The sequence below is a fragment of the Vibrio anguillarum genome (assembly GCF_001989995.2).
Lineage (GTDB): Bacteria > Pseudomonadota > Gammaproteobacteria > Enterobacterales > Vibrionaceae > Vibrio > Vibrio anguillarum.
The window spans coordinates 25261-37757 of sequence record NZ_JAHGUP010000001.1; the positions used below are offsets into that span (position 1 = coordinate 25261).

A 12497-nucleotide genomic window follows, 5' to 3' on the forward strand; every position below is an offset into this window, starting at 1 on the left:
GCCTTAGCCGCCCCATTTATCTGATGCTATCTCAACGCGGTTTTACCCTACTCGAAATACTGCTGGTGCTCGTGCTGCTCTCGCTCAGTGCTGTGGCCGTTATATCGACGCTACCTAGCACGAACAACGATGATGCGAAACAGTACGCGATGAGCCTTTATCAGCGTCTACAACTGAGCAATGAAGAAGCCATTCTCAGTGGCAAAGATTTTGGTTTGCGGGTCGATGAAAAAAAATCGCATCTGGTTTTCCTATCGATGGAGGACAAGGGATGGCAGCCGCTAGAGAGCAAGACAATGGCTTCACAGCTCCAACTGCCTGAGGGATTATCTCTCCAGTTTGAGCTGGGAGGAAGTGCATGGAAAAACGACGATCGACTCTTCAAACCGGGCAGTCTGTTTGATGACGATAAGTTTGCTGATGAAGGCGAGCAAAAAAAACAATTACCACCACAGGTGTTTATTTTATCGAGTGGTGAGCTGACCCCTTTTGTCCTGAGCATCCACCTTAATCAGCAAGATGCAGAGCAAGGCTGGCGAGTGGTAGTGAAAGAAAACGGGGAAATCACGCTGTTCGCTCCGGGAGATGCGATTGATGGGTAAACAAAAAGCGATGACGCTGTTAGAAGTCTTGGTGGCGCTGGCTATTTTTGCCACCGCTTCCATCAGTGTGATCCGTTCGGTCAGCCAACACATCAATACCGTGAGTTATTTGGAAGAAAAAGCGTTTGCCGCCATGGTGGTCGATAACCAGATGGCGCAAGTGATGCTTACTCCTCAAAACGTACAAGCGAAAAATGGCAGTGAGGTATTGGCGGGCCGAACCTGGTATTGGAAAGTCACTTTAGTACCTACTGCGGATAATTTATTGAAAGCTTTTGATGTCAGCGTGGCTAGTGAAAAAGAAGGATCACCTTTGGTGACAGTGAGAAGTTATGTCGCCAAATAAACAAAACAAAGGCTTTACCCTGATTGAAGTGCTGGTGGCGATTGCGATTTTCGCTAGTTTGAGCGTTGGTGCTTACCAAGTATTGAACCAAGTCCAGCGCAGTAATGAGATTTCAGCCCAACGTAGCCAACGTTTGAACGAATTGCAGCGCGCCATGGTGTTAATGGATGGCGATTTTCGGCAGATGGCAACGCGTCAATTTCGCACCAATGGTGAAGAGCCAAGTCAACAGATGCTGATTTGGAAAGAGTACTTGCTCGACTCCGATCAAAAAGGAGTGCTGTTTGCACGATTAGGTTGGCATAACCCACAGCAGCAATTTCCACGCGGGGAAGTCACTAAGGTCGGCTACCGAATTAAAGAGGGCGTGTTAGAGCGTATATGGTGGCGTTATCCTGATACTCCTGCAGGGCAAGAAGGGATCATCACGCCATTGTTACATGATGTTGAGTCACTATCTCTGCGCTTTTATAACCAAGATAAATGGAGTGAAGAGTGGAGTGATGCCTTGAAAATCCCACAGGCGGTGGCCGTGAAATTGGCGCTGAAAGATTACGGCGAGATTGAGCGTATCTACCTTACTGCTGGTGGTGGCATCAATTCGACCAATAAAGAGGCTGATAATAATGGCGCACCCTAATCGAGCCCAACGCGGTGTGGCGTTAATCGTTATCTTGCTGTTGTTGGCGATTATGGTGTCGATTGCCGCAACCATGTCTGAACGTTTATTCACACAGTTTCAAAGAGCGAATAATCAAATTAGTTACCAGCAAGCCTATTGGTATAGTGTGGGTAGTGAAGCTTTAGCCAAAGTCGCTATCGAGCAGAGCTACAAAGACAACGAAACGATTAACTTAAGTCAACCTTGGGCGATGAAAGAGCAAACGTATCCATTGGATTACGGCACTCTGAAAGGGCGCATCCTTGATAAACAGGCTTGTTTTAACCTGAATGTACTCTCGAGAGCCAGACCTGCGGCAGGGAGTGTCGAAAAACCCTATTTAGTGCAAGTGTTGCAACGGTTATTGGAAGAGCTTGAGGTCGACAGCTATCAAGCCGAAGTGATTGCCGATTCGGCTTGGGAGTATATTGATGGCGATTCAGATGTGCAGTCCTCTTATGGCGTAGAAGACAGCCAGTATGAATCAATGTCGCCTGCTTATCTGGCGGCGAATAGTTTACTTGCGGATAACAGTGAGTTGCGCGCGGTTCAGCAGGTGAGCGGTGATGTAATGAATAAAATAGCGCCTTATATCTGTACTCTCCCCACTGATGATTGGCGGTTGAATATCAATACCTTGGAACCCGATCATGCCAAGTTATTGGTGGCGATGTTCAGCCCGCACTTAAGTGAAGGGGATGCAAAAAACTTACTCGAGAGCCGACCATTTGATGGCTGGGCTTCGGTAGACAATTTTCTCGCAGAGGCCGCATTGGCTGCTGTGGAGAGCAAAGTGAAAGAAGAAGCGAAACAGTACTTAGCTGTCGATAGTGCTTATTTTGAACTGGATGCTCAAATCTTGGTTGATGACTCGCGAGTTCGTATTCGCAGTTTATTGTTTAGTGATAATAGAGAAACCGCAACGGTCATACGCCGTCGCTTTGGAGGGATCAGTGAGCGAGTTTCTGACCGTTCGGCTGAGTAGTCAACAAGACGCTGAAATACCTTGGCTGGTGTGGTCAACACAGCAGCAAGAAGTGATTGCCAGCGGTGAAATATCCGGATGGGAGCAGCTATCTCAGCTCTCTAGCTATGCGGCTGAACGCGCCACGATTGTGCTGCTCGCTGCCAGTGATTTAGTTCTCACTGAGGTCGCGATTCCATCAGGGGCGGCTCGTCGCTTAGAGTCAATGTTGCCTTATCTAATCGAAGATGAGATCGCACAAGATGTGGATGAGCTGCATTTTTCAATTTTGCATAAAACCGCTTCCACTGCTTACGTTGTCGGGGTGGATCGTGCTTGGTTGCGTACCCGCTTAGATGAGCTCAAAGCCGCGGGTTTTGACGTGAAAAAGGTATTACCGGATGTGTTGGCTATCCCTGCATCAGAGGGGTTGTCGGCACTGCAGATCGGCCAAGAATGGTTAATCCGTAAAGGTGAGTATTTAGGGGTGAGCATTGAACCGCAGTGGTTAACGCTGTTTAGTGCTTCAGAATGGGTCAAGCAAGAGGGGCACTATTTACCGCTAGAGGCGTATACCCCGCTCCCTGAGCTGACATTGGCTGAAGGGCAACATTGGCAACAGGCCGAGCCTCATTTAGTCATGGCGTTGCTGACTCAGCAAGCAATAGCGAGCAAAGTGACTTTACTGACGGGAAGTTTTAAAACCAAGTCCTCGTTTTTGAAGCATTGGCAAGTATGGCAAAAATGCGCATTAGCGGCCGCGGTGTTGATTGTAATTTCAACCAGCCACCATCTTTTGCAAGCTGGGCACTACGAAGCGCAAGCCGATGCTTATCGAGCGGAGAGTGAACGTGTTTTTCGCGCAGTTTTCCCTGATAAACAGAAAATACCCACTATCAGTTACCTGAAAAGACTGATGAATGATGAAGCGGCTCGACTCTCTGGCGGTGGGGCCAATGGTTCGATGTTGGAGTGGTTGTCGAAGTTGCCCAGCAGTATCGGCAGCGTACCGAACATGCAGTTGCAAAGTGTTAAATATGATGGCAATCGGGGTGAAATTCGCCTTGAAGTTCAAAGTAATGATTTTGAAAGCTTTGAACAAGCGCGCCTTAAATTGGAAAAGCAGTTTGTGGTTGAGCAAGGGCAGTTAAACCGCTCGGGTTCTGTAGTTAATGGTACCTTCATACTGAAAAGCCAGTGAGGTTAGTGACATGAAAAATAGCCTGAGTGCACTTCAACAACGATGGGCGGCCTTTTCCCCTCGTGAACAGAAATTACTGTTAGGTGGTGTGTCGCTGTGTGTGGTTGCGATCATTTACTGGGGCATTTTAGCGCCACTTAATCAGAAAACCGAGCTTGCGCAAGCCCGGATTATCAGTGAAAGACAATTGCTTAATTGGGTGACGGATAAGGCCGATGCCATTACTCAATTGCGCGCACAAGGTGGTGGGGTGGCAACGACGCAACCGCTCAATCAAGTCATCTCATCAAGTGTGCAGCGTTTTCAAATTGAGCTTATTCGTATTCAACCGCGTGATGAAATGATGCAGGTTTGGATACAACCACTTCCTTTCTCTAAATTGGTGGATTGGCTTGCTTTTCTAAAAGAGCAGCAAGGTGTCGATGTCGAGTTTATGGACATCAACCGTGCTCAGCAAAGTGGCGTTGTCGAAGTAAAACGCTTACAACTGAAGCGAGGTGGTGAGTGAAAAAGAAATTGCTCTATAGCGGGTTCCTTGTAATGGTTTTTCTCATCAGTGTGGTCGCGCATATTCCGGCCTCCTTGGTGATGAATCAACTCTCCTCTTCCGAAGTCATGCGTGTCACTGGTGTTGACGGTACGGTGTGGTCTGGTAGTGCTCAGCAACTCTTTTGGCAAGGGCAAAATGTCGGCGATCTCAACTGGGACATTCAAGTATCACAACTGCTGATGGCCAAGTTTGAAGTGGCGGTACGCTTTGGACGCGGTAGTGATATGGGAGTTCGTGGCAAAGGCAATCTTGGTCTGGGGTTTTCTGGCCCTTATGCGGACAAGGTTGTGGTTTCTGTCGCGGCTAATAAATTAGCGACGCTGTTTCCGCTGCCTGTACCAGTGACTTTTCAGGGGCAAGTCGAGTTGTCCCTGAACCATTACCGCTATGATAGCCCGTGGTGTGAATCTGCCGAAGGCTCACTTGCGTGGACCCATGGCCGAGTTGACTCACCTTTAGGAGAGCTCTCGCTTGGTCCGGTAGTCGCAGATCTGCAATGTCAAAGCAATCAGATGACATTGAACGGCCAGCAAAACAGTGATCAAATGAGCAGTGAGTTTGCCCTGCAGCTGCAACCAGACATGAGTTACAGTGCGAAAGCATGGTTTAAACCTGAAGCGCAATTCCCACCCGAAATGGCGGAGCAATTACAGTGGATTGGAGCGCCAGACAACCAAGGTAAATATCAGTTTAATTATCAAGGCCAGCTTTGATTGGTTTTTTTACCGTAATCATTTCATACCCCAATAAAAATGCTGAGTCTATTGCTCAGCATTTTTATTGGTAATGGCGTTATGGTTTGACTTGTAAAATGGTATTCCAAGGCAAATCGGCATCCCCTAATACAATAAAGTTGGGGTTTTCTAACGTTTCACGCTCATTGTAGGACAGCGGTTGCAGTTGCGTGTTAAGGATGCGTCCACCCGCCTCTTCTACGATGCATTGCGTGGCGGCGGTATCCCATTCACCGGTTGGGCCGAGACGCAAATAGCAGTCGACAGCACCTTCCGCGACTAAACACGCTTTCAGCGCTGCCGAGCCCAGCGGCACTAGCTCATAATTCCATGCGCTGCTCATGCAACTTGTAATACGGTTAATATCTTGGCGGCGACTGATCGCAATCGCGATGGATTGCCCAACGGTTTCGTGCTTGTGTGTTTCAATACGCAAGCTTTCAGACATATCGGGGATCTTCCATGCGCCTTTGCCTGCGTAGGCGTAGTAGGTCACGCCAGAAACGGGCCCATAGACGACGCCCATTACTGGTTGGTTTTCTTCGATCAGTGCGATAATGGTGGCAAAGTCACCACTGCGCGCAATAAACTCTTGCGTACCATCAAGCGGGTCAACCAACCAGTATCGCTGCCATTGGCTGCGTTTTTCTAGGCTAATGTCCGCCGCCTCTTCCGACAAAACAGGAATATCTGGCGTGAGTTCACTCAGTCGTTCGCAGATCAGTTTATGCGCAGCAAGATCAGCACTGGTGACTGGGGTGTGGTCACTTTTGGTGAACGCTTCGTAGTTTTTCTTCTCATAAATATCGAGAATCAATTGCCCGGCAGAGCGAGCGATTTCAATTACGTCAGGCAGTAAGTAAGATAAATTATTGGCTGTTGGCATCATCAATCCTATAGCTCTACTTTGTTATTTTAGGCTGCGCAGAGCAAGCAGTAGTGCGGTAATACTTCGGGCTTCACAGAAATCGAGGTGAGTCAGTAGCTCTTCTGCTTGGGCCAGAGGCCAGCGAATGACCTCTAAAGGTTCGGGTTCATCGCCTTCCATTACTTCTGAGTATAGATCTTGTGCTAAGAAGAGTGTCATTTTGCTCGAAAAGTAAGAGGGGGCAAGTACCACCTCTTTTAAGGGGGTTAAGGTGCTTGCGCCAAAACCAATTTCTTCTTTGAGTTCACGATTTGCTGCTTGTTGCGGACTTTCTCCTTGGTCAATCAAACCTTTAGGGAATCCGAGCTCATAGCGTTCAGTGCCAGCGGCATACTCTCGAACCAGCAGTAAATCTCCTTGTGCCGTTACTGGCACCATCATAACTGCATGCCGGCCGCTCGGTTTCATTCGTTCATAGGTGCGCTGTTCGCCGTTAGAAAAGCGTAAATCTAATGATTCGATGGTAAACAGGGTCGATTGAGCTGCCGTTCTTTGGGCTAAAATTTCGGGCAGTTTTCTGGTTGGCATACACTAATTCCCGTAAGGCAAATGACTTTTCTAACTATATGAGAAAATGACCTTAATTGAAAAGGACTTGAGCGCGGCAAATGATTTTAAGTATAAAAAAGCCGAGAATCTCATCTCGGCTTCGTTTTTCTGTAATCCACGTATTTAGCGAGTCACTAGTAGTAAGAGTGCTCACCACGATCGTGTTCAGTAGCATCGCGCACCGCGGTTAATTCGCCTTCAAATTGTTGAAGCAGTTCTTTTTCAATGCCTTCTTTGAGGGTGACATCGACCATTGAACAACCGTTACAGCCGCCACCAAAGGCGACAATCGCAATACCATCTTCGGTGATTTCAACCAAGCTGACATGGCCACCATGGCCAGCTAACTGCGGGTTGACTTGAGTTTGAATCGCATATTCCACACGTTCAATCAGGCTTGCGTCATCAGACACTTTACGCATCTTCGCATTCGGAGCTTTAAGTGTCAGTTGTGAACCCATTTTATCAGTGACGAAATCGATCTCTGCGTCTTCTAAAAACGGCAAGCTCAGTTCATCGACATACGCAGAAAAACCTTCAAAGGCAATTTCAGTATCAGTCGCTTCCACTGCCTCGGGTGGGCAGTAAGAGACGCCACACTCTGCATTTTGAGTGCCTGGATTGACTACAAAAACTCGGATGTTAGTACCATCAGGCTGTTGCCCAAGCAACTTGCCGAAATGGGTTTGGGCTGTTTCGGTAATAATAATAGAATTTGACACGACGAATACCTGAGTAAATTTATAGGTTATTACTTGCCATTCTACTCCTGAAACACGGCGGATCCAGTCCTTTTTACGCGCTAAATAAAACCGTGTTGGTTAATCTTTAGGTTCAGGAGTGCGGCATATGCAGTAAATATCAATCCTTTCGACACCGACTTCAAGCAGTAATTGACAGATTTGCTGCACGGTGCTGCCCGTGGTCACGACATCGTCAACAAGTGCAATGTGCTTGTGCGTGGGAAGGTGTCGTAGTGTGAATGCATGTTTGAGATTTTGTTTGCGCTGTAATTTAGAAAGCCCTTGCTGCTGGGGCGTTGCGCGATTGCGTTTGATCAACTGGTTATCGCAGCTAGCCCCCAGTTGTTGACTTAATTGAGAGGCAAGTAGTGCACTTTGATTGAAGCCGCGTTTTAAGCGCCGTTGCCAGTGCAACGGAACGCTAGTGATGAGCGGGGCGGGAGTGTCGATACGTGGCGTCAGTAAGGCACTCAAATGGCGAGATTGCCAAAATTGACCTTCATATTTGAGTTGATGAATGGTGTGACTGAGCGGAAAAATATAGTCGCCGACACAGTATAGGCGTTGCCAAGGCGGAGGATTCGCTAAACATTGCCCACATTGAGGCACGGTAATAAGCGTTGGCAGGCCGCACTGTTGGCAGCGAGGTTGCGGTGAAAAATAGGTTAGGCAGGTCTTACACCAAGCCCCAGTTTGGTGAGTTTCAATCGGTAAACGACACAGTAGACACTGACGGCTTACCAAGCGAGTGATGGTTTTTTGAATCCAATGCGATAACATAACTCAACCAAAGCTGTGAAACGAAGTATGGTTATACTCTTGCAACTTGAATCAGTCTTTGTGTTGACCGTGATTTCAAGTCAGTGAGTGTATGATCGGTATTTTTTCAGCGAAGAAGTGTGAATTTAGTAGGAGAATTTGTGAGCATGGCCACAGCGTTATATTGGCAAGCCTCAGGCGAGGGCGATGATCTTGTCTTGGTGCACGGTTGGGGGATGAATGGTGCAGTATGGCAGCAGGCGGTCGATGTGCTTAAAGGACATTTTCGTGTGCACGTGGTTGATTTGCCTGGTTATGGTCACAGCGCTGCTAGCCACGCCGCTGATCTAGAAGAGATCGCGCAAGCGCTAATCATGCAAGCGCCTAAACAAGCCATTTGGATCGGTTGGTCTTTGGGTGGGTTAGTGGCGACTCATATGGCACTGCATCACCCAAGTTATGTGAGCAAATTGGTCACTGTGGCGAGTTCTCCTAAATTTGCAGCACAGAAACCGTGGCGTGGCATTCTCCCTCAAGTGCTCAGTGCCTTTACTGAACAGTTAATGGACGATTTTCAGGCTACTGTTGAGCGCTTTATGGCACTGCAAGCGATGGGCAGCCCTCAGGCAAAGCAAGATGTCAAATACCTAAAACAAGCGGTGTTATCACGGCCATCGCCGAACCCACAATCATTGTTAGCGGGTTTGGTCATGTTGGCGGAGGTGGATTTGCGCCAGCCGTTGACAGCACTCTCGATTCCCATGCTTCGTCTTTATGGTCGGCTTGATGGTTTGGTGCCGGTTAAGGTGGCGCAAGAGTTGCAAAAAACCTTGCCCAATAGCGAGCAGTACATTTTTGGCAATTCCTCCCACGCACCGTTCATCACTGAACTGGACGATTTTTGCCAGCAGCTCATCGCCTTTGCACGTTAAGGCATTGATACCCATGCAATGTCTTTCTACTTAAAGCTACAGCTGTGTTGGCTCACCTCAATCACATCGTTGATCTCTCTCATGGGGATTCACCCGTTTGCTGTCTTTATCTGTAGCGTCCTGAAACGTCAAGCCGTTGGGTACAAATGTTAAATTAAAAATAAATTTGCTAAAAGTTTGAGCAATCTGGTCGATATAAAGTCTAACCCAGTAGTGCTGAGCGAAAGCAGGTCTATCGGGGCGGGCGATACTGAGGAGGTTTCGGCTATGATGGTGTCACCAACGAACGTAAGTGTGCCACTTATCGCCCCATCGGTTAATGTGCAAACGGAACAGGCCGCGCGTGACAATCGGATCCGCGCCCCTGTGATGCCAACCGTCGAACTGGCTAAAACCAACGCTGAGCGTAAGGTAAAGGCGGATGATAAAAGACGAAAACAGTCGTCATGGGACCCTTCAGAGCATCCAAGCTATGAGGTTGGCACCGAATACGAAACATCGACTTCTTATCAAGAGGAGCAGAAAAGCGAGCTCGAAAGGCTGTTTGACTTGCTCGCTCTCGCCACCTACAGCAAGGATCAAGGTAAAAGCTATACGATGCGGTTTAGGTTACCTAAACACATTATTGATGCTGCGATAACCGAAGGCAAAATGGCGCGCCGGCGAACTGTAATTAAGTACTATTATGGTCACGCGGTTGCACCCAATACGCCTTCTGAAGTGATTGCGGTGTTGTAGGTCGATGAATGCGACTTATCGCGATAAATAAAATCCCCACTTAGGCGTTGGCCACAGTGGGGATTTGTGTTTTTTGCGGCTCTGGTATGAGCGACGCGGTTAGGTGCTTTTCACTGTGATTCGTTTATCCAGTAAGTTACGCATCGCCGCTATTTTTTTGCTTTAGCAAAGGCGGCGGCGAAAGCTCCACCCATCGCAGCGTTTTGTTGTGGCTCTTCACGACGGCGTTGCGGTTGGCTACTATTTTGATGCGAACGCGTGTTGCCACTTGTTGCGCCAGAGCGTTGGCTGCGGTTATCTTGACCCGGCTCATCGTTTAAGCGCATCGAGAGTGCAATGCGTTTTCGCTGCACATCGACTTCCATCACTTTGACTTTGACGATGTCGCCCGCTTTCACCACTTCACGCGGGTCGGCAATGAAACGATCAGTCAACGCAGAGATATGCACTAAGCCATCTTGGTGAACGCCAATATCAACAAAAGCACCAAAGTTGGCCACATTCGATACCACACCTTCCAAAATCATCCCAATTTCCAGATCTTTCATTTCAGTCACGCCGTCAGCAAAGGTCGCGGTCTTAAACTCAGGGCGTGGATCGCGGCCCGGTTTATCGAGCTCTTTGATGATGTCAGTGACAGTCGGTAGGCCAAAATGCTCGTCGGTATAATCGACGGCGTGTAAATTGCGCAAAAACTCACTATTGCCGATCAATGCTTTGATCTCTTTGCTATTTTTTTCGGCGATGGCTTTCACCACTGGATACGCTTCTGGGTGAACCGAAGAGGCATCGAGTGGATTTTTACCATCCATAATGCGTAAGAAGCCCGCACATTGCTCAAATGCTTTTGGCCCTAAGCGCGCGACTTTTTTCAGTGTAGCGCGTGAAGCGAAGCGTCCATTTTCATCACGATAATCAACGATGTTTTGCGCCAGTGCGTTAGACAAGCCAGCCACGCGTGTTAACAGCGCGGCAGAGGCGGTATTCACATCCACGCCCACCGCGTTGACGCAGTCTTCAACAATCGCATCTAAGCGTTTGGCGAGCATCGACTGGCTGACATCGTGTTGGTATTGGCCCACACCGATCGATTTCGGATCGATTTTCACCAGCTCGGCAAGTGGATCTTGCAGGCGGCGAGCAATCGACACCGCGCCGCGTAGCGACACATCCATATTGGGGAACTCTTTGGCCGCCAACTCAGAGGCTGAGTAGACCGAGGCCCCTGCTTCGCTAACAATGATTTTCTGCACTTTCAGGTTGCCGCGCTTAATGACATCAGCGACAAAAGTATCGGTTTCGCGCGATGCGGTACCGTTGCCAATCGCAATCAAATCGACGTTAAATTGGCGTACCAACTGCTCAACAATTTTCGCTGATTTGTCATGTTGGTTATGCGGCTGATGCGGATAAATCGTCTCGGTCGCCAGTACCTTACCCGTGGCGTCCACTACCGCAATTTTCGAACCCGTTCGCAAACCAGGATCTAAGCCGAGAGTGGCGCGTGGGCCAGCCGGTGCGGCCATCAACAAATCTTTTAAGTTGGTGGCAAACACTTCAATCGCTTCGATTTCGGCACGCTCTTTCATTGCGCCCATCAGTTCGGTTTCCATGTGCATTGACACTTTAATGCGCCACGCCCAACTGATCACTTGTTTGCGCCACCCATCGGCAGGGGCGCTGCTTAAGTGAATGCCATAGTGTTGTGCAATCAGCGTTTCGCAATACGATTGGCGCACGCCCTCTTCTTGCTCTGGGTCGGCATTCATGCTCAAGCTTAAAAAGCCTTCATTGCGGCCGCGAAGCATGGCCAATGCTCGGTGTGAAGGCACTTTACTGAGCGTTTCATTATGCGCGAAGTAATCTTTAAATTTCTCCCCTGCTTGCTCTTTGCCTTCGACTACGCGAGAAACCAATTCGGCACTGCGCGTCAAATGGCGGCGCACTTTGTCCAGCAGGTTGGCATCTTCCGCAATGCGTTCCATGATAATGGCGCGTGCACCGTCCAGTGCTGCTTTGATATCACTGATCCCTTTCTCGGTGTTCACATAGTTCGCGGCCTCGGTTTCAGGGTCGGTTTGCGCTTCATTCCACAGCTTGTCTGCCAGGGGTTCAAGCCCTGCTTCAATCGCAATTTGACCTTTAGTACGACGCTTAGGTTTGTAGGGTAAATAGAGATCTTCAAGGCGAGTTTTACTGTCTGCTTGGTTGATCTCTTGTGCTAGCTCAGCGGTGAGCTTGCCTTGTTCTTGAATCGATTTCAGAATGGTTTGGCGGCGATCATCGAGCTCGCGCAGATAGGATAAACGGCTGTCTAAGGTACGCAGTTGGGTGTCGTCTAGCCCACCCGTGACCTCTTTACGGTAACGGGCGATAAAAGGAACGGTGTTTCCGTCATCAATAAGTGTGACAGTCGCTGTCACTTGCTCAAGACGCACATTTAGCTCTTGTGCGATCAATTTGCAGATAGCTTGGCTCATCCGTGGTTTCTCTTTTGTAGTTCAGTAGCACCACCACTCAGGGTGGTTTGAATAGGGTAACTATTGGGGCACGTTAGACTTATTTCTAGTCTAACGGCGCGCTGTTATGAGATTAGTGAGATAACCTTCTACCCGATTGTGCCGAAGAGGTCACGTAACGCGTGTGATTTTGATGTCATTTTTCAGCGTTGGCAGCGCTAAAACTGAAGATGAGTTTGGTGGCTAAAGATAAGTTCAGTCAGTTGGTGCCGAGCGAAAATGACAGTATAGTAGCAAGCCATCGTGATGAATGTATAACCCGCGGCTACCT

At 48.6% G+C, this 12497-nt stretch carries 14 protein-coding genes; 9 read left to right on the top strand and 5 right to left on the bottom strand.

Annotated elements, in window-relative coordinates; all coding sequences use genetic code 11:
* Window positions 1-23: 23 nt before the first annotated feature.
* The 7 genes from gspH to PL85_RS00130 are packed head-to-tail and all read left to right on the top strand — an operon-like array spanning window position 24 to window position 5037.
* Window positions 24-602: a type II secretion system minor pseudopilin GspH gene (gspH, locus tag PL85_RS00100; RefSeq protein WP_115339444.1), complete on the top strand. Its 579-nt coding sequence runs from the start codon at window positions 24-26 to the stop codon at window positions 600-602.
* Window positions 586-948, top strand: a complete 363-nt coding sequence (gene gspI / locus PL85_RS00105) for a type II secretion system minor pseudopilin GspI (RefSeq protein WP_047688027.1) — start codon at window positions 586-588, stop codon at window positions 946-948. The genes gspH and gspI overlap by 17 nt, the downstream gene beginning before the upstream one ends.
* Complete coding sequence (gene gspJ / locus PL85_RS00110; protein ID WP_017048717.1) at window positions 935-1588, top strand: type II secretion system minor pseudopilin GspJ; 654 nt, start codon at window positions 935-937, stop codon at window positions 1586-1588. Before gspI ends, gspJ begins: the two co-directional genes overlap by 14 nt.
* On the top strand, window positions 1575-2594 hold the full coding sequence (gspK, locus tag PL85_RS00115; RefSeq protein ID WP_017048718.1) for a type II secretion system minor pseudopilin GspK: 1020 nt from the start codon (window positions 1575-1577) through the stop codon (window positions 2592-2594). Before gspJ ends, gspK begins: the two co-directional genes overlap by 14 nt.
* On the top strand, window positions 2563-3774 hold the full coding sequence (gene gspL / locus PL85_RS00120; protein WP_013855430.1) for a type II secretion system protein GspL: 1212 nt from the start codon (window positions 2563-2565) through the stop codon (window positions 3772-3774). The genes gspK and gspL overlap by 32 nt, the downstream gene beginning before the upstream one ends.
* 10 nt (window positions 3775-3784) lie before the next feature.
* Window positions 3785-4282: a type II secretion system protein M gene (locus PL85_RS00125; protein WP_013855429.1), complete on the top strand. Its 498-nt coding sequence runs from the start codon at window positions 3785-3787 to the stop codon at window positions 4280-4282.
* A complete protein-coding gene (locus tag PL85_RS00130) occupies window positions 4279-5037 on the top strand; it encodes a type II secretion system protein N (RefSeq protein WP_019282844.1) in 759 nt (252 codons plus the stop codon). The genes PL85_RS00125 and PL85_RS00130 overlap by 4 nt, the downstream gene beginning before the upstream one ends.
* A gap of 79 nt (window positions 5038-5116) precedes the next feature.
* Here PL85_RS00130 and cysQ read toward each other — a convergent pair whose 3' ends face one another.
* From cysQ to PL85_RS00150, 4 genes are all read right to left on the bottom strand, one after another.
* Window positions 5117-5944 carry a 3'(2'),5'-bisphosphate nucleotidase CysQ gene (gene cysQ, locus PL85_RS00135; protein ID WP_010319313.1) on the bottom strand — a complete coding sequence of 276 codons (828 nt, stop codon included), beginning with the start codon at window positions 5942-5944 and terminating at the stop codon, window positions 5117-5119.
* 24 nt (window positions 5945-5968) lie between these two features.
* On the bottom strand, window positions 5969-6514 hold the full coding sequence (gene nudE, locus PL85_RS00140; protein WP_013855426.1) for an ADP compounds hydrolase NudE: 546 nt from the start codon (window positions 6512-6514) through the stop codon (window positions 5969-5971).
* A 155-nt stretch (window positions 6515-6669) separates the two neighbouring features.
* Window positions 6670-7257, bottom strand: coding sequence for a Fe-S biogenesis protein NfuA (nfuA, locus tag PL85_RS00145; protein ID WP_013855425.1), 588 nt, complete (start codon window positions 7255-7257; stop codon window positions 6670-6672).
* A 99-nt stretch (window positions 7258-7356) separates the two neighbouring features.
* Window positions 7357-8058, bottom strand: a complete 702-nt coding sequence (locus PL85_RS00150) for a phosphoribosyltransferase family protein (protein ID WP_115339445.1) — start codon at window positions 8056-8058, stop codon at window positions 7357-7359.
* Window positions 8059-8204: 146 nt separating this feature from the next.
* Here PL85_RS00150 and bioH point away from each other — a divergent pair, with 146 nt between their 5' ends.
* Together bioH and PL85_RS00160 are read left to right on the top strand one after the other, a co-directional pair.
* Complete coding sequence (bioH, locus tag PL85_RS00155) at window positions 8205-8969, top strand: pimeloyl-ACP methyl ester esterase BioH (RefSeq protein WP_096035901.1); 765 nt, start codon at window positions 8205-8207, stop codon at window positions 8967-8969.
* Between the two features lie 267 nt (window positions 8970-9236).
* On the top strand, window positions 9237-9707 hold the full coding sequence (locus PL85_RS00160) for a hypothetical protein (RefSeq protein ID WP_026027513.1): 471 nt from the start codon (window positions 9237-9239) through the stop codon (window positions 9705-9707).
* A 149-nt stretch (window positions 9708-9856) separates the two neighbouring features.
* Here the strand turns inward: PL85_RS00160 and PL85_RS00165 are convergent, their stop codons facing one another.
* Window positions 9857-12187 (bottom strand): Tex family protein, encoded by a 2331-nt coding sequence (locus tag PL85_RS00165; protein WP_115339446.1) that lies wholly within the window; start codon window positions 12185-12187, stop codon window positions 9857-9859.
* Window positions 12188-12497 lie beyond the last annotated feature (310 nt).